This is a genomic window from Streptomyces sp. NPDC090045 (assembly GCF_044747975.1).
Lineage (GTDB): Bacteria > Actinomycetota > Actinomycetes > Streptomycetales > Streptomycetaceae > Streptomyces.
In genome coordinates this window covers 376,657-398,769 of sequence record NZ_JBIVFA010000005.1, presented here as the reverse complement: position 1 = coordinate 398,769, position 22,113 = coordinate 376,657, and the positions used below count along the sequence as shown (strand labels likewise).

The 22,113-nt window shown below is 71.8% G+C and carries 23 protein-coding genes and 1 tRNA gene; 16 read left to right on the top strand and 8 right to left on the bottom strand.

Features of this window, described 5'->3' with window-relative positions; translation table 11 throughout:
* The first annotated feature begins 164 nt into the window (after positions 1-164).
* Positions 165-992, top strand: coding sequence for an arylamine N-acetyltransferase (locus ACIPYQ_RS17250; protein ID WP_401251703.1), 828 nt, complete (start codon positions 165-167; stop codon positions 990-992).
* Positions 993-1,125: 133 nt separating this feature from the next.
* Here ACIPYQ_RS17250 and ACIPYQ_RS17245 read toward each other — a convergent pair whose 3' ends face one another.
* Both ACIPYQ_RS17245 and phoU read right to left on the bottom strand, forming a co-directional pair.
* The gene (locus ACIPYQ_RS17245; RefSeq protein ID WP_281203644.1) at positions 1,126-1,275 is read right to left on the bottom strand and encodes a hypothetical protein; all 150 of its coding nucleotides are present in this window, start codon (positions 1,273-1,275) and stop codon (positions 1,126-1,128) included.
* A 108-nt stretch (positions 1,276-1,383) separates the two neighbouring features.
* Positions 1,384-2,061, bottom strand: coding sequence for a phosphate signaling complex protein PhoU (gene phoU, locus ACIPYQ_RS17240; RefSeq protein ID WP_030387284.1), 678 nt, complete (start codon positions 2,059-2,061; stop codon positions 1,384-1,386).
* Between the two features lie 216 nt (positions 2,062-2,277).
* Here phoU and ACIPYQ_RS17235 point away from each other — a divergent pair, with 216 nt between their 5' ends.
* The gene (locus ACIPYQ_RS17235; protein WP_362233142.1) at positions 2,278-3,477 is read left to right on the top strand and encodes an ATP-binding protein; all 1,200 of its coding nucleotides are present in this window, start codon (positions 2,278-2,280) and stop codon (positions 3,475-3,477) included.
* Positions 3,478-3,518: 41 nt separating this feature from the next.
* Positions 3,519-4,199 (top strand): response regulator transcription factor, encoded by a 681-nt coding sequence (locus tag ACIPYQ_RS17230; protein ID WP_030387286.1) that lies wholly within the window; start codon positions 3,519-3,521, stop codon positions 4,197-4,199.
* Between the two features lie 126 nt (positions 4,200-4,325).
* Here the strand turns inward: ACIPYQ_RS17230 and ACIPYQ_RS17225 are convergent, their stop codons facing one another.
* The gene (locus tag ACIPYQ_RS17225) at positions 4,326-5,015 is read right to left on the bottom strand and encodes a DUF461 domain-containing protein (protein ID WP_401251698.1); all 690 of its coding nucleotides are present in this window, start codon (positions 5,013-5,015) and stop codon (positions 4,326-4,328) included.
* Positions 5,016-5,641: 626 nt separating this feature from the next.
* Between ACIPYQ_RS17225 and ACIPYQ_RS17220 the strand changes: the two genes are divergently transcribed.
* The 6 genes from ACIPYQ_RS17220 to ACIPYQ_RS17195 all read left to right on the top strand — a co-directional run bounded on the left by ACIPYQ_RS17220 (position 5,642) and on the right by ACIPYQ_RS17195 (position 11,907).
* Positions 5,642-6,124 carry a CarD family transcriptional regulator gene (locus ACIPYQ_RS17220; protein ID WP_003953493.1) on the top strand — a complete coding sequence of 161 codons (483 nt, stop codon included), beginning with the start codon at positions 5,642-5,644 and terminating at the stop codon, positions 6,122-6,124.
* A 277-nt stretch (positions 6,125-6,401) separates the two neighbouring features.
* Positions 6,402-7,148, top strand: coding sequence for a 2-C-methyl-D-erythritol 4-phosphate cytidylyltransferase (gene ispD / locus ACIPYQ_RS17215; protein ID WP_362233145.1), 747 nt, complete (start codon positions 6,402-6,404; stop codon positions 7,146-7,148).
* On the top strand, positions 7,138-7,653 hold the full coding sequence (ispF, locus tag ACIPYQ_RS17210) for a 2-C-methyl-D-erythritol 2,4-cyclodiphosphate synthase (RefSeq protein ID WP_401251695.1): 516 nt from the start codon (positions 7,138-7,140) through the stop codon (positions 7,651-7,653). Before ispD ends, ispF begins: the two co-directional genes overlap by 11 nt.
* 93 nt (positions 7,654-7,746) lie before the next feature.
* Positions 7,747-9,147 (top strand): cysteine--tRNA ligase, encoded by a 1,401-nt coding sequence (gene cysS / locus ACIPYQ_RS17205; RefSeq protein WP_361753226.1) that lies wholly within the window; start codon positions 7,747-7,749, stop codon positions 9,145-9,147.
* Between the two features lie 95 nt (positions 9,148-9,242).
* Entirely contained in the window at positions 9,243-10,214 is a 972-nt protein-coding gene (gene rlmB / locus ACIPYQ_RS17200; protein ID WP_361753228.1) for a 23S rRNA (guanosine(2251)-2'-O)-methyltransferase RlmB, read from the top strand.
* Positions 10,215-10,371: 157 nt separating this feature from the next.
* Positions 10,372-11,907 (top strand): DoxX family membrane protein, encoded by a 1,536-nt coding sequence (locus tag ACIPYQ_RS17195; RefSeq protein ID WP_401251691.1) that lies wholly within the window; start codon positions 10,372-10,374, stop codon positions 11,905-11,907.
* Between the two features lie 156 nt (positions 11,908-12,063).
* Here ACIPYQ_RS17195 and ACIPYQ_RS17190 read toward each other — a convergent pair whose 3' ends face one another.
* The 4 genes from ACIPYQ_RS17190 to ACIPYQ_RS17175 all read right to left on the bottom strand — a co-directional run bounded on the left by ACIPYQ_RS17190 (position 12,064) and on the right by ACIPYQ_RS17175 (position 15,473).
* Positions 12,064-12,831: an NDP-sugar synthase gene (locus tag ACIPYQ_RS17190; protein ID WP_401251689.1), complete on the bottom strand. Its 768-nt coding sequence runs from the start codon at positions 12,829-12,831 to the stop codon at positions 12,064-12,066.
* Between the two features lie 28 nt (positions 12,832-12,859).
* Positions 12,860-13,273, bottom strand: a complete 414-nt coding sequence (locus ACIPYQ_RS17185) for a hypothetical protein (protein WP_401251687.1) — start codon at positions 13,271-13,273, stop codon at positions 12,860-12,862.
* Positions 13,274-13,476: 203 nt separating this feature from the next.
* Positions 13,477-14,565: a sn-glycerol-3-phosphate ABC transporter ATP-binding protein UgpC gene (locus tag ACIPYQ_RS17180; RefSeq protein ID WP_361753234.1), complete on the bottom strand. Its 1,089-nt coding sequence runs from the start codon at positions 14,563-14,565 to the stop codon at positions 13,477-13,479.
* Positions 14,566-14,738: 173 nt separating this feature from the next.
* Positions 14,739-15,473, bottom strand: coding sequence for a helix-turn-helix domain-containing protein (locus ACIPYQ_RS17175; protein ID WP_401251683.1), 735 nt, complete (start codon positions 15,471-15,473; stop codon positions 14,739-14,741).
* Between the two features lie 244 nt (positions 15,474-15,717).
* Here ACIPYQ_RS17175 and ACIPYQ_RS17170 point away from each other — a divergent pair, with 244 nt between their 5' ends.
* The 4 genes from ACIPYQ_RS17170 (at position 15,718) to ACIPYQ_RS17155 (ending at position 18,306) form a co-directional block, all read left to right on the top strand.
* Positions 15,718-16,389 (top strand): DUF4097 family beta strand repeat-containing protein, encoded by a 672-nt coding sequence (locus ACIPYQ_RS17170; protein ID WP_401251680.1) that lies wholly within the window; start codon positions 15,718-15,720, stop codon positions 16,387-16,389.
* Between the two features lie 12 nt (positions 16,390-16,401).
* The gene (locus tag ACIPYQ_RS17165; protein ID WP_401251676.1) at positions 16,402-17,376 is read left to right on the top strand and encodes an ATP-binding cassette domain-containing protein; all 975 of its coding nucleotides are present in this window, start codon (positions 16,402-16,404) and stop codon (positions 17,374-17,376) included.
* Positions 17,373-18,158 (top strand): ABC transporter permease, encoded by a 786-nt coding sequence (locus ACIPYQ_RS17160; RefSeq protein WP_401251674.1) that lies wholly within the window; start codon positions 17,373-17,375, stop codon positions 18,156-18,158. The genes ACIPYQ_RS17165 and ACIPYQ_RS17160 overlap by 4 nt, the downstream gene beginning before the upstream one ends.
* Before the next feature lie 74 nt (positions 18,159-18,232).
* Positions 18,233-18,306: transfer RNA gene (locus ACIPYQ_RS17155), tRNA-Thr, on the top strand.
* A gap of 64 nt (positions 18,307-18,370) precedes the next feature.
* Here ACIPYQ_RS17155 and ACIPYQ_RS17150 read toward each other — a convergent pair.
* The gene (locus ACIPYQ_RS17150; RefSeq protein WP_401251671.1) at positions 18,371-19,753 is read right to left on the bottom strand and encodes an NAD(P)/FAD-dependent oxidoreductase; all 1,383 of its coding nucleotides are present in this window, start codon (positions 19,751-19,753) and stop codon (positions 18,371-18,373) included.
* A gap of 155 nt (positions 19,754-19,908) precedes the next feature.
* Between ACIPYQ_RS17150 and ACIPYQ_RS17145 the strand changes: the two genes are divergently transcribed.
* From ACIPYQ_RS17145 to ACIPYQ_RS17135, 3 genes are read left to right on the top strand one after another with little or no spacing between them, the layout of a single operon-like run.
* Positions 19,909-20,649 carry a DsbA family protein gene (locus ACIPYQ_RS17145; RefSeq protein WP_401251669.1) on the top strand — a complete coding sequence of 247 codons (741 nt, stop codon included), beginning with the start codon at positions 19,909-19,911 and terminating at the stop codon, positions 20,647-20,649.
* A gap of 39 nt (positions 20,650-20,688) precedes the next feature.
* Positions 20,689-21,591 (top strand): aminoglycoside phosphotransferase family protein, encoded by a 903-nt coding sequence (locus tag ACIPYQ_RS17140; RefSeq protein ID WP_401251666.1) that lies wholly within the window; start codon positions 20,689-20,691, stop codon positions 21,589-21,591.
* A gap of 47 nt (positions 21,592-21,638) precedes the next feature.
* Complete coding sequence (locus tag ACIPYQ_RS17135; protein ID WP_401251664.1) at positions 21,639-22,112, top strand: GNAT family N-acetyltransferase; 474 nt, start codon at positions 21,639-21,641, stop codon at positions 22,110-22,112.
* The last annotated feature ends 1 nt before the right edge of the window (position 22,113 follow it).

Genomic DNA, 22,113 nt, shown 5'->3' with positions numbered 1-22,113 from the left:
TGCGCACCGAACCCCCCGATTTTTAGCTTTTGAACGCGCTCAGCATGAGCTCGCGCACAGCCTACAGAGCAGCGCGCGGGCGATCACCCGGGTATCGGGCCGGGCGGCGACCTAGGTCCAATGGCGCATGGCGCGGCGGGCCCGCGGTGGGAAGAGTGGCGGACATGGAACCTCTCGGCACCGCCCGCACCGACGCCTACCTGCGCCGCCTGGGGGCGGCGCGCCCCGACCGGCCCACGGCCGCCTCGCTGCGCGAGCTGCACCTGTGCCACCTGCGCACCGTGCCGTTCGAGAACCTGTCGATCCACCTGGGCGAGGACCTCGTGCTCACCCCGGACGCCGTCTTCGACAAGATCGTGACCGCCGGGCGCGGTGGCATCTGCTACGAACTGAACGGCGGATTCGCCGCGTTGCTGGGCGCCCTCGGCCACCGGGTGGAGCTCCTCCAGGCCCGGGTGTACGGCAAGGACGGCGCGCTGGGCGTTCCGTACGACCACCTCGCGCTGCGCGTCGACGGGCGCTGGCTCGCGGACGTGGGCTTCGGGGACCACACCGCACTCCCGCTCGACCTGGACGAGCCGGGGGAGCAGAAGGATCCGCGCGGGGTGTTCCAGGTCCGGCCGGCCCGGGACGAGGAGGAGGACGGGGACGGGGACGAGGAGGAGGGCGGCGGCGACCTCGAGGTGCTGCACGACGGGGTGCCGGTGTACCGGCTGGAGACCCGTCCCCGCGTGCTCGCCGACTTCCGCACCGGCGCCTGGTGGCACCGCACCAGTCCGGAGTCCGGCTTCACCAAGGGCCCGGTCTGCTCCCGGCTCACCGAGGACGGAGGCCGGATCACGCTGCGGGACCACACCCTCATCGCCACGTCCGCGGACGGGAACCGCGCGGAGGAGGAGCTGGCGACCGACGAGGAGGTACGGGCCGCCTACCGCACCGGGTTCGGCATCGTGCTCGACCGGCTGCCCGTGCCGCTGCACCCCCGGCCCTGAGTCCCGCACCCCCGCCGCCCCCGCCGGCGTTCGCCACGCGCATCGCGGTCTCGCCCCGGGCACGCAAGAAGGGCCCCGGCCGAGGGAACTCGGACGGGGCCCTTCGTGTGCGTGGAGCCGGTGACGGCGGCGGTCAGCCGCCGCACTGGCACGGGGCGCCGGACTGGCAGCCGCAGCCGCAGCCCGAGCCGCAGCCGCATGCTGCGAGCAGCGGGAGGCGCAGCGGCTCAGGCCTCTGCGGCTGCTCCTGCTCCGGGGTGATGGGGACGGGGGAATCGGGCATGGTTCCTCCTCGCAGGCGGTGTACAGGGAGTCGTACTGCCTTCGCCTCATTCATGCCCAGTGCCACCGGCGCGTCAACGGCGCATTGGGGCTCGGCGTGCCCCGGGGGTCAGACGCCGTCGACCTGGGTCGGCTGCTGGAGGTCGTCCGCGTGCTCACCCGTCACCAGGTAGACGACGCGCTTGGCCACCGACACCGCGTGGTCGGCGAAGCGCTCGTAGTAGCGGCCCAGCAGCGTCACGTCCACCGCCGTCTCGATGCCGTGCTTCCAGCGGTCGTCCATCAGGTGCTGGAACAGCGTGCGGTGCAGCTGGTCCATCTCGTCGTCGTCCTGCTCCAGCTGGAGGGCGAGGTCGACGTCCTTCGTGATGATCACCTCGGCGGCCTTCGCCATCAGGCGCTGCGCCAGCTGACCCATCTCCAGGATGGTGGCGTGCAGGTCCCGCGGGACCGCCGTGTCCGGGAAGCGCAGCCGGGCGAGCTTCGCCACGTGCTGGGCCAGGTCGCCGCTGCGCTCCAGGTCGGCGCTCATGCGCAGCGAGGTGACGACGATGCGCAGGTCGGTGGCGACCGGCTGCTGGCGGGCCAGCAGGGCGATGGCGCGCGCCTCCAGGTCGTGCTGGAGGTCGTCGACCTTCTGGTCGGCGGCGATGACGCTCTCGGCGAGCTTCAGGTCGGCGTCGAGCATGGACGTCGTGGCCCGCCCGATCGCGGAACCGACGAGCCGGGCCATCTCGACCAGGCCTTCTCCGATCGAGTCCAGTTCCTCGTGGTACGCGTCGCGCATGTCTCGTGTCCCTCTCTCGACCTACTACTGCTGTACTGCCCGGGGCGGGCCGGGGCGGCCTTTGGCCCCACGTTGACACGGTGAGCCGCAAACGCGTCCGACTCCGGCATCACAAGTGAATCAACCCCGTCGCCAGGGTGAACTCTGGGCGACGACTGTTCGAGGTGCCACCCGAACGGCTGTGGAAGTGTCGTCGGGCCTGCTTAACCTGGATCCATGGACGTGAACGCGGCGGTCGCCGCAGCTGCAGCGATCGCCGGTCTTTGCACCGGCGTGATCGCGATGCTGGCGTTCCGCTGGAGCGAGCGCGACCAGGCCCGCCCCACCCGGAGCTCCATGCGCCCCGACATCAATGCGGTGCTCCCGCCCGGCGTGGACACCGTCCTCTCCGTGCTCCGCTCCTCCGCCGTCGTACTGGACGAGGGCGACGCGGTGGTCAAGGCCAGCTCGGCGGCGTACGCCCTCGGCCTGGTCCGCGGCGGCAAGCTCGCCGTCGAGCCCATGCTCCACATGGCCCGTGACACCCGGCGCGACGGGGAGATACGCCAGGTGGAGCTGGACCTGCCCCGGCGCGGCACCGGCCGCGGCGAGGCCCTCGCGGTCTCGGCGCGCGTCGCCCCGCTCGGCTCGCGCCTGGTGCTCCTCCTGGTCGAGGACCTCACCGAGGCGCGCCGCATCGAGGCCGTACGCCGCGACTTCGTGGCCAACGTGTCGCACGAGCTGAAGACCCCGGTCGGGGCGATCTCCCTGCTGTCCGAAGCCGTCATGGACGCCGCGGACGACCCCGAGGCGGTCAGCCGCTTCGCGGGCCGCATGCAGATCGAGGCCACCCGGCTGATCAACCTCGTGCAGGAGCTCATCGACCTCTCCCGGGTACAGAACGACGACCCGCTGGAGGACGCCGAGCCCGTGCGCGTGGACACGCTCGTCGCCGAGGCCATCGACCGCTGCCGCCACACGGCGTCCTCGAAGCAGATCACCATGGCCGCGGGCGGCACCGCCGACCTGCGGGTATGGGGCAACCGCGGACAGCTCGCGGCCGCCCTCGGAAATCTGGTCGAGAACGCCGTCAACTACAGCCCCGCCCGCACCCGCGTCGGCATAGCCGGGCGCAGGGTGGCGGCACCTGGGGGAGACTTGATCGAGATCGCCGTGACCGACCAGGGCATTGGCATCCCGGAAAAGGACCGCGAGCGCATCTTCGAGCGCTTCTACCGCGTAGACCCGGCCCGCTCCCGTGCCACGGGAGGAACGGGCCTCGGCCTTGCGATCGTGAAGCACGTGGCGGCCTCGCACGGCGGGGAGGTGTCGGTCTGGAGCTCGGAGGGCCAGGGTTCCACCTTCACCCTGCGACTCCCCGAAGCGGCCGCGCCGGCCCCGGCGCCCGCCCCCCACACCCACCCCACCCCTGCCTGAACCAGAACCGCACCAGCCATTCCTGCCCCGGAGGTCCTTCCGTGACCCGAGTGCTCGTCGTCGAGGATGAGGAATCCTTCAGCGACGCCCTGTCGTACATGCTCCGCAAGGAGGGCTTCGAGGTCGCCATCGCCGCGACCGGGCCCGACGGGCTGGACGAGTTCGAGCGCAACGGCGCCGACCTCGTCCTCCTCGACCTGATGCTTCCCGGCCTGCCCGGCACGGAGGTCTGCCGGCAGCTGCGCGGCCGCTCCAACGTTCCCGTGATCATGGTGACCGCCAAGGACAGCGAGATCGACAAGGTCGTCGGGCTGGAGATAGGAGCAGACGACTACGTCACCAAGCCCTTCTCCTCGCGGGAGCTGGTCGCCCGCATCCGCGCGGTCCTGCGCCGCCGCGGCGAGCCGGAGGAGGTCACCCCGGCCGCGCTGGAGGCCGGCCCCGTACGGATGGACGTCGACCGCCACGTGGTCACCGTCGCCGGCGGCAAGGTGGACCTCCCGCTGAAGGAGTTCGACCTGCTGGAGATGCTGCTGCGCAACGCGGGCCGGGTACTGACCCGCATGCAGCTGATCGACCGGGTCTGGGGCGCCGACTACGTCGGTGACACCAAGACCCTCGACGTCCACGTCAAGCGCCTCCGCGCCAAGATCGAGCCGGACCCGGGCGCGCCGCGCTACCTGGTGACGGTCCGCGGCCTGGGCTACAAGTTCGAGCCGTAAGCCGCGGAAGGGGCTCGAGCCGTAAACCGAAGGCCTCCCGGCAGTACGGGAAGGGCCCCCGGCCGCTGATGCGGCCGGGGGCCCTTCCCGTATGCGTACGTGTACGGCGCTACGCCGCCTTCGGGCTCAGTGGCCCGCGGCGTGCGAGGCGGAACCCGACGGCGTGCCGGCGGCGCTGCCCGAGGGGGACCCGGACGGGCTGCCCGAGGCGGCACCGGTGGCCGCGCCGGACGGGGAGCCCGACGGCGAGCCGGAGGGGGTGCCGGACGGGGTGGAGCCGGCGGCCGGGGTGGCGGCCGGGGCCACGGTCGGGCCGAAGGGCGCGTACATGCCGGTGTTGGGGACCACGAAGGCCTCCAGCTCGATGCCGCCCGTGCTGCTCAGCTGGAAGGCGACCTTCTGCACTTCGCCGTCGCGGACGCTCGCGGCCCCGTTCTCGATCACGGCGGAGGCGTTGCCCTTGCCGCCGATCACCACGGAGCCGAGGGCCGGCACGGTGACCTTGCCGGAGCCTTCGGCCGGCTTCAGCGTGACCTTGCCCTTGCCACCCGGGAGGGTGATGCTGTCAAGGGTCTCCGCCGCGGTGCCGTTGTTGAAGAGCGTCGCCGAAACGACCGCGGGGCCCTTCTCGCCCTTCTGGCCCTGGGTGATCACCAGTGCGTTCTGGACCTCGATCGGGCCCTTGGAGGCGGCGGCGTTGTCCGGCTTGATCTGGAGGGTCTGCGCGTCGTTGCCCGCACCGCACGCGGCCAGCGAGGCGATCGAGAACACGACGGCAGTGGCGGCGAGGGCGCCGCGTCGAAGGCTGCGGCTCACGGCGGCGGCATCTCCTTGGACGAACGGAAGGGGCGGGTGGACGCTCGGAACGGCCGGGGTAAAGCCGCTCTAAGGGTGTGTCAGCGCGCTTAGGTTACCGAGCCGCCGCCCCGCCCCCGCACCCGACCCTCCGCAGCGCAGCCGCCGCCCTGCGGGTGCCCCGCGATCTTGCATTCCGCATGCCGTTCCTACTGCCGTTCCGCGCGCTCTTCGCCGTGCTCTCCGCCGCGCCGATCATCCGGCGCTCGCATATCGTGCGCCGGATGCCCGGTGATCAATTTCCGGGATTCTCCCGAACACCACTTCGTGATCAATTCGGGATTGGGCCGGAACCCGCTGCGCACGGGCGGCGGCCAGTCGAACGGAGTAGTTCGGTTTCCCGACGCGAAAACCGGCAAAACGGGACGTACGTCACACTGATGGGGGTGCCGGGCAGGTGTAGCGTGGCCCTTTCGCCTGGTCCGCGTAGCGCCCCCGACCTGCGAATACCCCCTTCCGCAAGCCTTCCGCAGCACGTTCCTGTCGGTGTTGTCAAGCCCCGAGATGTGCCCTGACCTGCGAAAACGCCATTCATAACAGTCAGTTCTCGTGTTACCCTGGATAGCCACGGAAGGGGTACCTGTCACATGACGTTCAAGGTTGGCGACACCGTGGTCTATCCCCATCACGGGGCCGCGCTGATCGAGGCCATTGAGACTCGTCAGATCAAAGGCGTGGACAAGACCTACTTGGTGCTCAAGGTCGCCCAGGGCGACCTGACGGTTCGTGTGCCTGCGGACAATGCGGAGTTCGTCGGCGTTCGCGACGTAGTCGGCCAGGACGGGCTGGACCGGGTCTTCGAGGTGCTCCGCGCACCGTATGCAGAAGAGCCGACGAACTGGTCCCGGCGCTACAAGGCAAATCTGGAGAAGCTCGCTTCTGGCGATGTCATCAAGGTCGCCGAAGTGGTGCGTGACCTGTGGCGTCGTGAGCGCGAGCGCGGGCTCTCCGCGGGTGAGAAGCGCATGCTCGCGAAGGCACGCCAGATCCTGGTGAGCGAGCTCGCGCTCGCTGAGAACACGAACGAGGACAAGGCCGAGGCCCTCCTCGACGAGGTGCTCGCGTCCTGACGCGAGGCACCCCGTGCACAGCCTCTGTGCACAGTCTGCCGCGGTGCCCGATGACAAGGTCTCTCCTCCACGAGAGGCCTGTTGCCGGGCGCTGCGGCATGTCTGTATCCGCACGTATCCGTACGCTTCACTCCCACACTGCCACCGTCTCGATGGCGTGCCGGGCCCGGGCAGCCTGCTCGACCGGTCGTCACGGAAGGGGCGAGGGCGTCGCACCCGGCACCCTTCAGGCCATACCCATGTCGGCCGAAGTCACAAACCTGGCTCGGAGCTACTGATGTCTGACGTAACGCGCCCCCACCGCACCGCCGCGGTGATCCCGGCCGCCGGCCGCGGGGTACGCCTCGGCCCCGGCGCCCCCAAGGCCCTGCGGGCCCTCGGCGGCACCCCGATGCTCGTCCACGCCGTACGCGCGATGGCCCGCTCCCGCGCGGTCTCCCTCGTCGTGGTCGTCGCCCCGCCCGCCGAGACCGCCGAGGTGCGCCTCCTCCTCGGCGAGCACGCGCTGCCCGAGCGGACCGAGCTCCTCGTCGTCCCCGGCGGCGAGACCCGCCAGGACTCCGTACGCGCCGGCCTGGACGCGCTGCCGCAGGACGTCACCTCCGTCCTCATCCACGACGCGGCCCGCCCGCTCGTCCCCGTGGACACGGTGGACGCCGTCGTCGAGGCCGTACGCGACGGAGCCCCGGCCGTGGTGCCCGCGCTGCCCCTGGCCGACACCGTCAAGGAGGTCGAGCCCGGCAAGCCCGGCGAGGCCGAGCCGGTCCTCGCCACGCCCGAGCGGGCCCGGCTGCGCGCCGTGCAGACCCCGCAGGGCTTCGACCTCGCCACCCTCCTGCGGGCGCACGCCGCGATCGCCGTCGACGGCGAGGGCGCCACCGACGACGCCGGCATGGTGGAACGGCTCGGCGTCACCGTCGTGGTCATCCCCGGCCACGAGGAGGCCTTCAAGGTCACCCGCCCGCTCGACCTGGTCCTCGCAGAGGCCGTACTCGCCCGCAGGAGGGCCACCGATGGCTACTGAGCCGCTCACTGAGCCGACCGCCCCGCTGATCCCGCTCGTCGGCATCGGCACCGACGTGCACGCCTTCGAGGCCGGCCGCGAGCTGTGGTGCGCCGGCCTGCTGTGGGAGGGCGAGGACGGCCTCGCCGGCCACTCCGACGGCGACGTCGCCGCGCACGCCGCCTGCGACGCCCTCTTCTCCGCCGCCGGCGTCGGCGACCTCGGCGCGCACTTCGGCACCTCCCGCCCCGAGTGGTCCGGCGCCGCCGGCGTCACCCTCCTGGCGGAGGCCGCCCGGATCGTCCGCGCCGAGGGCTTCGAGATCGGCAACATCGCCGTCCAGGTGATCGGCGTGCGCCCGAAGATCGGCAAGCGGCGCGAAGAGGCACAGAAGGCGCTCGCCGCCGCGGCGGGCGCCCCCGTCTCCGTGTCCGGCACCACCACCGACGGCCTGGGCCTCACCGGCCGGGCCGAAGGGCTGGCCGCGATCGCCACGGCCCTCGTGTACCGGACGAACCGGGCCTGAACACCCGTAGCGGCGGCACATCTTCCACAACAAAGGTGCCCCGCGTCCCCAAAGGGCGCGGGGCACTGCTACAGGCGCACTACCCTGGATGCCGTGACTATTCGCCTGTACGACACCAGCGCCCGGCAGATCCGCGACTTCACCCCGCTCACCGCGGGCTGTGTCTCGATCTACCTCTGTGGCGCCACGGTGCAGGCGGCCCCGCACATCGGGCACATCCGGTCGGGCCTCAACTTCGACATGATGCGCCGCTGGTTCGAGTACCGGGGCTACGAGGTCACCTTCATCCGCAACGTCACGGACATCGACGACAAGATCATCGCGAAGTCCGCCGAGCAGCGCCGCCCGTGGTGGTCCATCGGCTACGAGAACGAGCGCGCCTTCAACGACGGCTACAGCGCCCTCGGCTGCCTCCCGCCCACCTACGAGCCCCGCGCCACCGGCCACGTCACCGAGATGGTCGAGATGATGCGCGGCCTCATCGAGCGCGGCCACGCCTACGAGTCCGAGGGCAACGTCTACTTCGACGTGAAGTCGTACCCCGACTACCTCGCGCTCTCGCGCCAGGAGCTCGACAACATCCGCCAGCCGGAGAGCACCGGCGAGACCGGCAAGCGCGACGCCCGCGACTTCGCCATGTGGAAGTCCGTCAAGCCCGGCGAGCCCTCCTGGGAGACCCCGTGGGGCCGCGGCCGCCCGGGCTGGCACCTGGAGTGCTCCGCCATGGCGCACAAGTACCTCGGCGAGGCCTTCGACATCCACGGCGGCGGGCTGGACCTGATCTTCCCGCACCACGAGAACGAGATCGCGCAGGCCAAGGCCTTCGGCGACGCGTTCGCGAACTACTGGGTGCACAACGCCTGGGTCACCATGTCCGGCGAGAAGATGTCCAAGTCCCTCGGGAACTCGGTCCTCGTCTCCGAGATGGTCAAGCAGTGGCGCCCGATCGTCCTGCGCTACTACCTCGGCACCCCGCACTACCGGTCGATGATCGAGTACAGCGAGGAGGCACTGCGCGAGGCCGAGTCGGCCTTCGCCCGGATCGAGGGCTTCTACCAGCGGGTCATCGAGAAGGCCGGCGGCCCCGTCGAGCCCGCGGCCGAGGTCCCGCCCGCCTTCGCCGAGGCCATGGACGACGACCTGGGCGTCCCGCAGGCGCTCGCCATCGTCCACACGACCGTCCGCCAGGGCAACAGCGCGCTCGCCGCCGACGACAAGGACGCGGCCATCGCGCGCCTGTCCGAGGTGCGGGCCATGCTGGCCGTCCTCGGTCTGGACCCGCTCGACCCGCACTGGGCCGGCGAGGCCGACCGCGGAGAGGACCTCCACGGCGCCGTCGACACCCTCGTACGCCTCGTCCTCGACCAGCGCGAGTCCGCCCGGGCCCGCAAGGACTGGGCGACCGCCGACGCCATCCGCGACCAGCTCCAGCAGTCCGGCCTGGTCATCGAGGACAGCCCGACGGGCCCGCGCTGGACGCTCGGCCCCCGCTGAGCCCGGGCAGCTGAGCCTGGTGTGCCGCCCGGCGTCCCGGGCCGCACACTCTTCATACGTACATATCGCAGCACCAACGAAAACAGGTAGAGGTCATGGCCGGGAACAGCCAGCGCAGGAACCGCCGCACGTCCAACAAGAAGGGCGCCACGGTCGGCAGCGGTGGCCAGCGGCGCAAGGGCCTGGAGGGCAAGGGCCCCACGCCCAAGGCCGAGGACCGCAAGAAGCACAAGGCGAACCGCATCAGCAACGCCATGGCCCGCCAGGCCGCCAAGCGCCGCCCCGCCCCGCGCCGCGGCGGCCCCAAGGGCACCAGCGAGATGGTCGTCGGCCGCAACCCGGTCTTCGAGGCGCTGCGCGACGGCGTCCCCGCCACCACCCTCTACGTCCAGCAGTTCATCGACAACGACGAGCGCGTCCGCGAGGCCCTCCAGCTCGCGGCCGAGCGCGGCAACATCAACCTGATGGAAGCCCCGCGCCCCGAGCTCGACCGCATGACCAACGGGCTCAACCACCAGGGCATGGTGCTCCAGGTCCCGCCGTACGAGTACGCGCACCCGGAGGACCTCACGGCCGCCGCGTACGACAGCGGCGACGACCCGCTGATCGTCGCCCTCGACGGCGTCACCGACCCGCGCAACCTCGGCGCGATCGTCCGCTCCGTCTCCGCCTTCGGCGGCCACGGCGTGGTCATCCCCGAGCGCCGCGCCGCCGGCATGACCGCCGGTGCCTGGAAGACCTCGGCCGGCACCGCCGCCCGCACCCCGGTCTCCCGGGTCACCAACCTGACCCGCGCCCTCCAGGACTACAAGAAGGCCGGCATCACCATCGTCGGCCTCGCCGCCGAGGGCGAGCACACGGTCAACGACCTGGACGCGCTCGCCGGCCCGGTCGTCATCGTCGTCGGCTCCGAGGGCAAGGGCCTCGGCCGCCTCGTCGGCGAGAACTGCGACTACCTCGTGCGCATCCCGATGCCGGGCGGCGCCGAGTCCCTCAATGCCGGTGTCGCCGCGGGCGTCGTGCTCTACGAGGCGGCCCGCCGCCGCGCGGTCCGCGGCCGCGCCTGATCGACCGGAGCCCCGCTCCCTTGATCCACTTGGCTCACGGAATATGACCCGTGAGCGTGTCACCCCGCCCGTTTCGGGCGGGGTGGCTTGATCTTGACGGGTCTCGGACACATCCCTGACGTCAAGGCAGTGTCCTAAACACTGATCACTCGGTTAGATGAGTGTGGACACCAGAACGTCAGGGTTCGACGACCAGCCCGCGCTGAGCATGGTCAAGGTGCCGTGCGATCCCGCACAGGTCATCGTCAACCACGCCAGCTTCCGCGTGCGGCTCGCACCGAGCCCGAGCGCGCGTTCCAAGCCCGCCAAGGCCCCCGGCCGCGCGCCCGTCCTGGGCGGTGCCGTGGTGGCGGCCGCCGGGGCCACCCGGCGCCGCGCCCCCGTGGTCTGGAGCGGCAAGTCCGACGCCGGCGACGCCGCGGCCATGGGCGGACTGCTCCAGGCCGTACGCGAGGCCGGGCGCGGCCACGACGCCTACGGCGGCGGCGAGTACGACGGAGGAGCCACCCAGGTCATCCCGCGCATCGACCTCGCCCACGACCTCGCCGAGGACACCCTCGCCACGCCGACCGTCATCGGCCAGCGCACCTACGGGGACCCCGCCGAGACCCGCCCGCTGGCCGCCGTACGGGACCTGCCCCACCAGGAGCCGCCCGGCTCCGGGCCCGGGCCGTACTCCCGGCGGTCCGCCGCCGACTCGCGCGGACAGGCCTCGTACTACCCGGGCCGCCGCATGAACCTCGGGGTCGTCCTCCTCCCGCTGCGCGTCTTCCTCGGCTTCATCTCCATCTACGCCGGCATGGGCAAGCTGTGCGACCCCGTCTACTTCGACGGCGGCGAACGCGGCTCCATGGTCACCTGGCTGCACACGCTCAACCCGTGGGCGCTCGCCGAGCCGCTGCGGGACTTCGCCCTCGCGCACCCGGTGGGCGCGGGCCTGAGCGTGGCCTTCCTCCAGGTCATCGTGGGCGTGCTGACGGTGTTCGGCCTGTGGCAGCGGTTCGCCGCCTGCTTCGGGGCGCTCCTGTCCGCCGCGCTGCTGATGACGGTGAGCTGGAAGACCGTCCCCGCCTACGACGCGCCCGACATCATCTACCTCGCCGCCTGGAGCCCGCTGATCATTGCGGGCGCCCCGGTCTACTCCCTCGACGGACGCCTCGCCGGAGAGGCCTGGCGCACCCTCGGGCCGCGCTCCGAGATCTGGCGGCTGCGGCGGCGCGTGCTGCGGCGCGGGGCCGTCATGGCCACCGTCGTGTGCGGGCTCACCCTGCTCGTCGGCTCGCTCCTCGGCGGCGCCGTCCGCTCCACCACCGTCGTCACGGTCCCCGGGCCCGGGGAGGCCCCGAGCAACTACCTGCCGGGCCGGCCGCTGCCGCAGACCCCCGCCAGGCAGCAGCCCTCCGCGCAGCCGACGGCCAAGGCGGCGCCCCCCTCGCCCTCCGCCACTCCCACCGAGCCCGCCGCGAAGTCCGGCAAGGGCGCCTCGGGCGCACCCGCCCGGGAGACCGCCGGGACGGGCTCCCAGTCGCCCTCCGCGACGCGGGGCACCACCGGCACCGGCAAGCAGCAGACCCCGCGCAGCGCCCCCCGGCAGTCCACGTCGCCCCGGCAGCCGTCCTCCTCGGGCAGCTCGAACGGCGGGGGCGGGACTCCGACGAAGCAGCCCGGCCTGATCGGCGGTCTCATCGGCTGAGCCCCACCGGCGGGGAGCGGTACGACGACCGGGGCCCGGCGCGCGCGAGCGTGCCGGGCCCTTCCGCGTGCGCCGGGCGACGCGCGAAGCGCCGTACGCGGGTGGGCGGATGGGTGTTGCGGGTGTGCGGTGGGGTGCCGCGGACCGTGAGCGGGCTCAGGGGCCCGTCTGCGCCGCCAACTCCCGTGCGGCCTCGGTCAGGTCCTTCGCGGTGTCGATGGCCCGCCAGTAGGCCCCCTGGGGCAGCGGGAAGCCCGCCAGCCGCCGCTCGCGCGCCAGCCGCGGGAACGTCGTCCGCTCGTGGTCCCCGAAGTCCGGGAGCAGCGAGGCGAATTCGGGGCCGAAGACGTACACGCCGGCATTGACCGGATACGGGGACGGCGGAGCCTCGATGAAGTCCAGGACATGCCCGAACTCGTTGGTCTCCACCACCCCCCACGGAATCCGCGGCCGGGCCAGCGCCAGGGTGGCCACCGCACCGCGTTCGGCGTGGAAGGCCGCCATCTCGCGCAGCGAGAACCGGGTCCAGATGTCGCCGTTGGTCGCGTACCAGGCCAGGTCCGGGTGCGGGAGGTGCCGTGCCGCGTACTTGAGGCCGCCGCCGCGCCCCAGCGGCTCCTCCTCGACCACCGTGGTCACGCGGAGCGGCAGCCGGGCGCCGGCCAGCCATTGCTGGAGCACCCCGGCGAGGTGCCCGCAGGAGACCACCGCGTCCGTGACCCCCTCCGCCGCCAGCCAGGCCAGCTGGTGCCCGATGATCGGCACCCCCGTCCCCGGGATCTCGACCATCGGCTTGGGGCGGTCGTCCGTGTACGGACGCAGCCGCGAGCCCTGGCCGCCCGCCAGGACGACTGCCTGGGTGGGGGCGGCGGGGAACGCGGCTGCGGAAGGGGAAGCGGGGGCGGGTCGGTGGTCGTCGGTCATGGCGGCCAGCGTAGGGACGCGGGGTGCGTCAGCCCATGGAGGCGACGCCGGAGGCGTACGAGGTGTCGCAGACGGGACGGGCGAAGGACTGGGCCTTCGTCGGGCCGTACGCGTCGACGGCGGCCCGGCCCAGCGCCCTGGCGATCCCCACGCAGTGCTCGGCGAGCGACGGCCGCCGGTTCACCTCCTGCTGGAGGTGGGTGAGGACGTCGTCCGGAGCCTGGCCCTGCTGCAGATCACCGACGAGCTGTTCGCGCAGCACCTCGTGCGAGGCGCGCGGCTTCGCCGGGGCGGAGACGCCCTCGGCGGAAGCGGTCAGGATCTGGGAGGAGGACGTGTCCGCCCAGGGGACCATGGTGACCGCGAGGGTCCCGGACAGGACGAGGACGACGGGCAGGACCAGGGCGAGGGATCGGCCGATACGGCGGGCAGTGTGGGTCACGAGGGCGAGAGTAGCGCTCGGTGAAGATTTGGCGACATTTAGTCACCCTGTCGAGGGATGGTTCGACGTGGTTTTTCGAATTACGGGTTGACGGAGAGGGCCGAATGGCCCGGTCTGCCGGAGTTGGGCAACGCACGGCGGAGGGGCGCCCCTTGCGGAACGCCCCTCCGGTCGTGCGCTGTTGCGGAGTACGGAGTACGGGGTCAGCCGGACAGCCGCTCGCCGGAGGAGGTCGAGAACACGTGGATCTCGTCGGCCCGCGGCACCACGTGCAGGCTGGAGCCCTTCTCGGGCACCTGGCGGCCGTTGACGCGGACCACGAGCTCCTGCGAACCCTTCTCGCCCGGGGTGGAGCCGTAGACGTAGCCGTCGGCGCCGAGTTCCTCGACGACGTTCACGTCGATGGTCAGGCCGCCGGTCTCGGCGAGGTCGAAGTGCTCGGGGCGCACGCCGACCGTGACGGTGCGGTCGCCGGCGTCGGCCGCGGCGGACAGCGCCTCGCGCGACACCGGGACGACGCTGTCGCCGAACTTCACGCCGCCGTCGGTGATCGGGACCTCGACCAGGTTCATGGCCGGGGATCCGATGAAGCCGGCCACGAAGAGGTTCGCGGGACGGTCGTACATGTTGCGCGGGGTGTCGACCTGCTGCAGCAGCCCGTCCTTCAGCACGGCCACGCGGTCGCCCATCGTCATCGCCTCGACCTGGTCGTGGGTGACGTAGACGGTGGTGATGCCGAGGCGCCGCTGCAGGCCCGCGATCTGCGTACGGGTCGAGACGCGGAGCTTGGCGTCCAGGTTCGACAGCGGCTCGTCCATCAGGAACACCTGCGGCTGGCGCACGATCGCGCGGCCCATCGCGACGCGCTGGCGCTGACCGCCGGAGAGCGCCTTGGGCTTGCGGTCGAGGTAGGGGCGCAGGTCGAGGATGTCGGCCGCCTCCTCCACCTTCTTGCGGATGGTGGCCTTGTCCACGCCGGCGATCTTGAGCGCGAAGCCCATGTTGTCGGCGACGGACATGTGTGGGTAGAGCGCGTAGTTCTGGAACACCATCGCGATGTCCCGGTCCTTGGGCGGCAGGTGCGTGACGTCGCGGTCACCGATGCGGATGGCACCGCCGTTGACGTCCTCCAGGCCGGCGAGCATGCGCAGCGAGGTGGACTTGCCGCAGCCGGAAGGACCGACGAGGACGAGGAACTCGCCGTCCTCGATCTCCAGCTCCAGCTGGTCGACGGCGGGCTTGTCGCCGCCGGGGTACAGCCGGGTCGCCTTGTCGAAAGTGACAGAAGCCATGGTGATGAATCCCTTCTACCGGCAGGAACGTGCCGGACGATCCGAGTGGAAGGAAGAATGGGTCTAGTCCAGTAACACCGGACTCCGCCCGACGCTACCTCCCCGGACGCCGTCTGTCAGCACCCAGGGGCCACCGGACCGTCCGGTGTGACCTGCCGCGCAGGGCCACGACGTCAGGTGGTGGCGTCCGAGGGCGGTTCGGGTTTCGTGTGGAGGATCTCGCGGGCCTGGTCCGCGGCGCGGGCGATGCTCTCGGAGACGAAGTCGACGAAGCGGGCGATGTTCTCCAGGCGGGCGGCAGCCGGGGTGCCGTGGCCGAGGATGGTGACGCCCTGGCGCGCGGTCTCGGCGAGCAGGGCGTTGGCCCGGGCGCCGGCGATCGTCGACTGGTACATGACGTCGTCGTCGACGACGTAGCGCTCGCGGCGGCGCTCGTCGCGTTCCCGGCGGATGAGGCCCTGGCTTTCGAGGAACGCGACCGCCTTGGAGATGGACGCCGGGCTGACCTGGAGGCGCTGGACGAGTTCGGCCGCGGTGAGGCTGCCCGCGTCGGTCGTGTAGAGGGACGCCAGCACCCGGGCCGTCATCGTGGGCAGGCCCTGCTGGACGAAGAGGGTCGTGAACGTCTCCTCGTACTCGCGCACGGCCTCGGCGTCGCGTCCGTGGGCCTGCTCGGGGGCCTGCGCCCCCCGGGGTGCGGGCTGCCTGCGGCGGTGGGCGCGGCGTTCGGTGGCGCGGTGGGCCAGTTCGGCGCGGTAGGCGGCGGGGCCGCCGTTGCGCATGACCTCGCGCGTGATCGTCGAGGTCGGCCGGTCGAGGCGTCTGGCGATCTCCGCGTAGGCGAGGTCGTCGGCCAGCCCCACCGCGATCTGCTGGCGTTCCTGCTGGGTGAGTCTGCCTCCCGGCATGGCGGCCTCCTTCGTGGTCCGTAGTGGGTCGAGCATAGCGTTCATTCTTCATCCATTGCAACGTGACGGGTGTGGGTTGTTGCATTGAAATCAGATCCATTGCAATGAATTACTGGCTCTGAGCTGCGGTGATGTGATCTGTGCGCAACGGATCTGTTGCTGGATCTGTGAATGCAACGTAGCTTTTCGTTCATCAGAAACGGCGGGCCGGTGAGGTGCCCGCCGCTGAAGAAGGAGAAGCATCATGCAGAAGTTCGCCACTCCCGCTCCGGTCTCGGCCGTTGTGGACATCGCGGCGGGTCGTGTCCGGTTCATCGCCGCGGATCGCGCGGACACCCGGGTGGAGGTCCTTCCGGTGAACGCGTCGAAGGGGCGCGATGTGAAGGCGGCGGAGGGGACCACCGTCACGTATGCGGACGGGGTTTTGCGGATCTCGACGCCGGAGGCGAAGAGTCAGCTCCTGGGGGCTTCGGGGTCGGTCGAGGTGACGGTCCAGCTGCCGGCGGGCTCGTCTGTGGAGGCGAAGGCGGCCAGTGCGGAGCTTCGTGGGGTCGGCCGGCTCGGTGAGGTCACGTTCGAGGGGGCGCAGGGCACGGTCAAGCTCGACGAGACCGCCGGTGCGCGGCTGACGCTGATGGCGGGTGATGTGTCGGTCGGGCGGCTGGGTGGTCCGGCCCGGATCAGCACGCAGAAGGGCGACATCCAGGTCGCCGAGGCCGTGCAGGGTGCGGTCGAGCTGTCGACCCAGGCCGGTGACGTGACGGTCGGCGCGGCCCGCGGGGTCTCCGCCTCCCTGGACGCCGGTACCGGTTACGGCCGGATCCACAACTCCCTGCAGAACAGCGAGGGCGCCACCGCCGCCCTGACCATCCACGCCACCACCGCCCACGGCGACATCACCGCCCGCAGCATCTGAGGAGCACCCACCATGACGAACCTGGCCATCGCGGCGCACGGGCTGCGCAAGTCCTACGGCGAGAAGGTCGTGCTCGACGGCATCGACCTGACCGTCCCCCAAGGCACGGTCTTCTCCCTGCTCGGGCCGAACGGCGCCGGCAAGACCACCGCCGTCAAGATCCTCTCCACCCTCGTCGGTGCCGACGCCGGCGACCTGTGCGTCGCCGGCCACGACCTGGCCGCCGACCCGCAGGCGGTACGGGCCGCGATCGGTGTCACCGGCCAGTTCTCCGCCGTCGACGGCCTGATCACCGGCGAGGAGAACATGCTCCTCATGGCCGACCTGCACCACCTGTCCAAGCGGGAGGGGCGGCGGGTCACCGCCGAGCTGTTGGAGCGGTTCGACCTGGTCGAAGCCGCGAAGAAGCCCGCCTCCACCTACTCCGGCGGCATGAAGCGCCGCCTCGACATCGCCATGACCCTGGTCGGCAGCCCGCGGATCATCTTCCTCGACGAACCCACCACCGGCCTCGACCCGCGCTCCCGCCACACCATGTGGCAGATCATCCGCGAGCTGGTCACGGGCGGCGTCACCGTCTTCCTCACCACCCAGTACCTGGAGGAGGCCGACCAGCTCGCCGACCGCATCGCCGTGCTCAACGACGGCCGGATCGCCGCCCAGGGCACCGCCGAGGAGCTGAAGCGGAAGATCCCCGGCGGACACGTCCGCCTCCGCTTCACCGATCCGGCCGGGTACCGGGCCGCCGCCCTCGCCGTCGGCGAGGCGACCGGGGACGAGGAGGCGCTGGCCCTGCAGATCCCCAACGACGGCAGCCAGCGCGCGCTCCGCTCCCTCCTCGACCGGCTCGACTCCGCCGGCATCGAGGCCGACGAGCTCACCGTCCACACCCCCGACCTCGACGACGTGTTCTTCGCCCTGACCGGCACAGCCGGCACCACCGGCGCACCCCGCATCCCCAACCAGCCCAAGGAGAACGTCCGATGAGCTCCTTCTCCCTCGCCGTCCGCGACTCGTCCACGATGCTGCGCCGCAACCTCCTGCACGCCCGGCGCTACCCGTCGCTCACCCTGAACCTGCTGCTCACGCCGATCATGCTGCTGCTCCTCTTCGTCTACATCTTCGGAGACGTGATGAGCGCCGGCATCGGCGGCGCGGACCGCTCCGCGTACATCGCGTACGTCGTCCCGGGCATCCTGCTGATGACCGTCGGCGGGACCGTCGTCGGGACCGCGGTGTCCGTCTCCAACGACATGACCGAGGGGATCATCGCCCGCTTCCGCACCATGGCGATCCACCGCGGGGCCGTGCTCATCGGGCACGTCGTCGGCAGCGTGCTGCAGTGCGTGATGAGCGTGGTCCTCGTGGGCGCCGTCGCCGTGGCCATCGGTTTCCGGTCCACGGACGCGACCGCCCTGGAGTGGCTGGCGGCGCTCGGCCTGCTCGTGCTCTTCGCCACGGCGCTCACCTGGATCGCGGTCGGCATGGGCCTGATCAGCCCGAACGCCGAGGCCGCCAGCAACAACGCGATGCCGATGATCCTGCTGCCGCTCCTCTCCAGCGCCTTCGTCCCGGTCGACGCGATGCCGGGCTGGTTCCAGCCGATCGCCGAGTACCAGCCCTTCACGCCCGTCATCGAGACCCTGCGCGGCCTGCTCCTCGGCAGCGGGATCGGCCACAACGGGTGGCTCGCGGTCGCCTGGTGCCTGGGTCTCGCGGTGCTCGGCTACTTCTGGTCGGCCGCGAAGTTCAACGGCGACGCGAAGTAGCCGGCCGGGTGACGTCCGCTGCTTTCAATGTGATGGCCCGCGCGAGAGCGGTCTGTGTAGAGTGATGGCGGCTTGCCTCCTTAGCTCAGCTGGCCAGAGCACCGCTCTTGTAAAGCGGGGGTCGTCGGTTCGAACCCGACAGGGGGCTCCGTGCCCGAAGGCCCCGGACCTGCATGGTCCGGGGCCTTCGGCATGTCCGGGGCGGCCGGGTGTCAGTGGCGGCCCGAGATGCGGTCCGCCAGGCGGGCCAGGGGTGTTGTCGTGGGGCGGTGGGTGGCCGTTTCGCGGCGGTCGGCCTCGCGGTAGGCGGCGTAGAGGGCCTGGACGCCGAGCCAGCGGAAGGGTTCCGGCTCCCAGCGGCGGACCTTGTGGCCCACCCAGGGGAGGGCGGTGAGGTCGGTGGACTCGCCGAGGACCAGGTCGCGCAGGGTGCGGGCGGCGAGGTTGGCGGTCGCGACGCCCGAGCCGACGTAACCGCCGGCCCAGCCCAGGCCCGTGGTGCGGTCCAGGGTGACGGTGGCGCACCAGTCGCGGGGGACCCCGAGGACGCCGGACCACGCGTGGGTGATCTCCGTACCCGTGAGCTGCGGGAAGAAGGAGAAGAGGAGGTCGCGGAGGGACTCGATCGTGGCGGGCTGGGTGCGGCCGTCGTTGTCGGTGCGGGAACCGAAGCGGTACGGGACTCCGCGCCCGCCGATCGCGATGCGGTCGTCCGCGGTGCGCTGGGCGTACATGTACGCGTGGGCCATGTCGCCGAGGACCGGGAAGTCCGACCAGCCCAGTTGGTCCCAGGTCGCGGCGGGGAGCGGGGCGGTGACGATCATCGAGGAGTTCATCGGGAGCCACGAGCGCTTCTGGCCCTTGAGGGCGGCGGTGAAGCCCTCGGTGCAGCGCAGGACGTACGGGGCGCGGACCGTGCCGTAGGGGGTGACGGCGCGGCGGGGGGCGATCTCGGTGACGGGGGTCGACTCGTGGATGACGACGCCGAGGCGTTCGCAGGCGGCGGCGAGGCCCTTGACCAGCTTGAGCGGGTGGATGCGGGCGCCGTGCGGGCTCCAGCTGGAGCCGACGGCGTCGGCGATGTTGATGCGGCGGTGGGTCTCGGTGGCGTCGAACAGTTCGCGGTCGCTCTCGCCGAAGGAGAGCTCGGCGGCGTGGAAGGCCTTGAGGCGGCCGAGCTGGGCGGGGGTGCGGGCGACTTCGAGGACGCCGCCGCGGTGGATGTCGGCGTCGATGCCTTCCTTGGCGGTGACGTCGATGACCTCGGTGACCGTCTCGTTCATGGCGTGCTGGAGCCGGCGGGCGGCCTCGTGGCCGTGGAGTGCGGAATAGCGGTCGCGGCCGGCGATGCCGTTGTAGAGCCAGCCGCCGTTGCGCCCGGAGGCGCCGTAGCCGCAGAACTTCTGTTCCAGGACGGTGATGTGGAGGTCGGGGGCGGCCTGCTTGAGGTAGTAGGCGGTCCACAGGCCGGTGTAGCCGCCGCCGACGATGACGACGTCGGCGGTGCTGTCGGCGGTGAGGGGGGCGCGGGGTGGGGTGGCCGCGGCGCCCGGGTCGGTCGCGTACCAGAAGGAAATACCGCCGTTGATCGTCATGGGGGAGTTGGTACACCCGGTTCCGGTGGGCCGTCCAGGGGCTGGTTGTCGTGCGTTGGGGCGGGTTTCCAGGCCGGATGGCCGATGTGGGAGGGGCGGCGGGGACCGTAGGGTGGTGGGGGTTTTGTTGTGTTTTCGGGTGAGAGGTTCGGTTGATGACGGGCACCATACGCAGGGCAGGGCGCGCGGGGCGGATCGTCACGGGGGTCGCGGCGGCGGTGCTGTCGGTCGGGGCGGTGGCCGGCTGCGGGGCGGACGGCGCCGGGGGCGGGAGCGGGAGCGAGCGGGCCGTCGCGGACTCGGCCGCGGTGCGGACGAGCCCGATCGCGGACGTGCTGGCGAAGCTGCCGGCCCGGGTCGACGGGGCGAAGGTCGTCGTGGGGAAGCCGGACGCGCCGCGCACGGTGCAGGTGCTGGTGGATCCGCGGTGCGGCCACTGCGCGAAGTTCGAGGCGGCGGGCGGCGAGACGCTGCTGAAGCTGGCTGCGGACGGCCGGGTGAAGGTGGAGTACCTGCTGGCCTCCTTCCTGGACCAGGGCGGGGCGAGCGGGTCGGTGAAGGCGGTGAACGCACTGCGGGCGTCGGTGGACGCGGGGCGGTTCGCGGAGTACCACGCGGCGGTGTTCGCCAGCCAGCCGAAGGGGAGGTTCACGGACGCGCTGCTGCTGAAGATCGCTGACGAGGTGCCGGGGCTGCGGGGTGCGGCCTTCGACGAGGCCGTCGCGGGGATGACGTACGAGGGGTGGGCCGGCGAGTCGGAGAAGGCCTTCGAGGCGACCGGGGCGCGAGGGACGCCGGTGGTGCTGGTGGACGGGCGGGCGCTGGGGGCGAAGGACGGGTCGATGTTCGACGCGCAGGCCTTCGCGCGGACGCTGAAGGGCGCGGGGATCGGCTAGGCCGCCCGTTCGGATCCTGCCGGGGGTTACCTTCGGATCATGATGGACATCGGGGAGATTCCGGAAGGGCTGGTCGAGGCGCAGCTCAGGTTCAACGGCGACGCGGGGCGGGAGTTCATCGCGGCACTGCCGGAGCGGGCGGCGCGGTTCCTGGAGCGGTGGGAGCTGCGGTGCGTTGCCGGGCCGCCCCTGCACGGGGTGACGGCGTTGGTGCTGCCGGTGGAGCGGGCCGACGGGAGCGCGGCCGTACTGAAGCTGGTGTCGCTGGACGAGGAGAGCGTGGGCGAGCCGGTCGCGCTGCGCGCGTGGGGCGGGCGGGGGTGCGTACGGCTGCTGGAGCACGACGCGGAGACGGGCACGCTCCTGCTGGAACGGCTCGACGAGCGGCAGCACTTGTCGGCGCTCGCGCAGCGCGACTCACGGCGGGCGGTGGGGGTGGTCGGAGAGCTGCTGGCGCGGCTGACGGCGGTGCCCGCGCCGGCCGGGCTGCGCGGACTGGGGGAGATCGCGGCGCAGATGCTGCAGGACGTGCCGCGCGCGGCGGGGCTGCTGGTGGAGGAGCGGGAACGCCGGCTGCTGCGGGACTGCGCGGCCGCGGTGGCGGAGGTCGCGGACGAGCCGGGGGACCGGCTGCTGCACTGGGACCTGCACTACGACAACGTGCTGGCGGGCGACCGGGAGCCGTGGCTGGCGATCGATCCGAAGCCCCTGGCCGGGGATCCGGGCTTCGACCTGCTGCCGGCGATCGTCAACAACTTCCGTCCGCAGGAGGTGCGGTGGCGCTTCGACCTGCTGACGGAGACGGTGGGACTGGACCGGGAACGGGCGCGGGCGTGGACGCTGGGGCGGGTGCTGCAGAACTGCCTGTGGGACGTGGAGGACGGGGAAGAGCACCTGGACGAGGACCAGTTGACGGTGGCGGAGGCACTGCTGGGACGCTGACGCGCGGACGATCCGCCCCCTTGGGCGGCCCCCCTTAGGCTGCGCGCATGATCCGTAGCGCCGAAATCACCGATGTCCCCGTCATCCACGCGATGATCCGCGAGCTCGCCGTGTACGAGAAGGTGCCGCACGAAGCGCGGGCCACCGAGGAGCAGTTGCGGGAGGCGCTGTTCGGGGAGCGGCCGGCGGTGTTCGCGCACATCGCGGAGACGGAGGACGGGGAGGCCGTCGGTTTCTCGGTGTGGTTCCTCTCCTTCTCGACGTGGCGCGGGGTGCACGGGATCTATCTGGAGGACCTGTACGTGCGGCCGGGCGTGCGCGGCGGCGGCCACGGCAAGGCACTGCTGGCGGAGCTGGCACGGACGTGCGTGGAGCGGGGCTACGAGCGGCTGGAGTGGTCGGTGCTGAAGTGGAACGCGCCGACCATCGCCTTCTACGAGGCCCTGGGCGCGCGGCCGCAGGAGGAGTGGTCGGTCTACCGGCTGACGGACGCCGCCCTGGCGACGCTGGGCTCCGCGTAGC

What these genes read in the sequence shown, in the direction of transcription:
- ACIPYQ_RS17175 (WP_401251683.1), bottom strand. Translation starts at nt 15,473, where the DNA reads ATGCCGGGAGGCAGACTCACCCAGCAGGAACGCCAGCAGATCGCGGTG.
- ACIPYQ_RS17250 (WP_401251703.1), top strand. Translation starts at nt 165, where the DNA reads ATGGAACCTCTCGGCACCGCCCGCACCGACGCCTACCTGCGCCGCCTG.
- ACIPYQ_RS17165 (WP_401251676.1), top strand. Translation starts at nt 16,402, where the DNA reads ATGACGAACCTGGCCATCGCGGCGCACGGGCTGCGCAAGTCCTACGGC.
- ACIPYQ_RS17235 (WP_362233142.1), top strand. Translation starts at nt 2,278, where the DNA reads ATGGACGTGAACGCGGCGGTCGCCGCAGCTGCAGCGATCGCCGGTCTT.
- ACIPYQ_RS17195 (WP_401251691.1), top strand. Translation starts at nt 10,372, where the DNA reads ATGAGTGTGGACACCAGAACGTCAGGGTTCGACGACCAGCCCGCGCTG.
- ACIPYQ_RS17160 (WP_401251674.1), top strand. Translation starts at nt 17,373, where the DNA reads ATGAGCTCCTTCTCCCTCGCCGTCCGCGACTCGTCCACGATGCTGCGC.
- ispD (WP_362233145.1), top strand. Translation starts at nt 6,402, where the DNA reads ATGTCTGACGTAACGCGCCCCCACCGCACCGCCGCGGTGATCCCGGCC.
- ACIPYQ_RS17180 (WP_361753234.1), bottom strand. Translation starts at nt 14,565, where the DNA reads ATGGCTTCTGTCACTTTCGACAAGGCGACCCGGCTGTACCCCGGCGGC.
- ACIPYQ_RS17245 (WP_281203644.1), bottom strand. Translation starts at nt 1,275, where the DNA reads ATGCCCGATTCCCCCGTCCCCATCACCCCGGAGCAGGAGCAGCCGCAG.
- ACIPYQ_RS17145 (WP_401251669.1), top strand. Translation starts at nt 19,909, where the DNA reads ATGACGGGCACCATACGCAGGGCAGGGCGCGCGGGGCGGATCGTCACG.
- ACIPYQ_RS17220 (WP_003953493.1), top strand. Translation starts at nt 5,642, where the DNA reads ATGACGTTCAAGGTTGGCGACACCGTGGTCTATCCCCATCACGGGGCC.
- phoU (WP_030387284.1), bottom strand. Translation starts at nt 2,061, where the DNA reads ATGCGCGACGCGTACCACGAGGAACTGGACTCGATCGGAGAAGGCCTG.
- ACIPYQ_RS17135 (WP_401251664.1), top strand. Translation starts at nt 21,639, where the DNA reads ATGATCCGTAGCGCCGAAATCACCGATGTCCCCGTCATCCACGCGATG.
- ACIPYQ_RS17140 (WP_401251666.1), top strand. Translation starts at nt 20,689, where the DNA reads ATGATGGACATCGGGGAGATTCCGGAAGGGCTGGTCGAGGCGCAGCTC.
- ispF (WP_401251695.1), top strand. Translation starts at nt 7,138, where the DNA reads ATGGCTACTGAGCCGCTCACTGAGCCGACCGCCCCGCTGATCCCGCTC.
- ACIPYQ_RS17150 (WP_401251671.1), bottom strand. Translation starts at nt 19,753, where the DNA reads ATGACGATCAACGGCGGTATTTCCTTCTGGTACGCGACCGACCCGGGC.
- ACIPYQ_RS17190 (WP_401251689.1), bottom strand. Translation starts at nt 12,831, where the DNA reads ATGACCGACGACCACCGACCCGCCCCCGCTTCCCCTTCCGCAGCCGCG.
- rlmB (WP_361753228.1), top strand. Translation starts at nt 9,243, where the DNA reads ATGGCCGGGAACAGCCAGCGCAGGAACCGCCGCACGTCCAACAAGAAG.
- ACIPYQ_RS17170 (WP_401251680.1), top strand. Translation starts at nt 15,718, where the DNA reads ATGCAGAAGTTCGCCACTCCCGCTCCGGTCTCGGCCGTTGTGGACATC.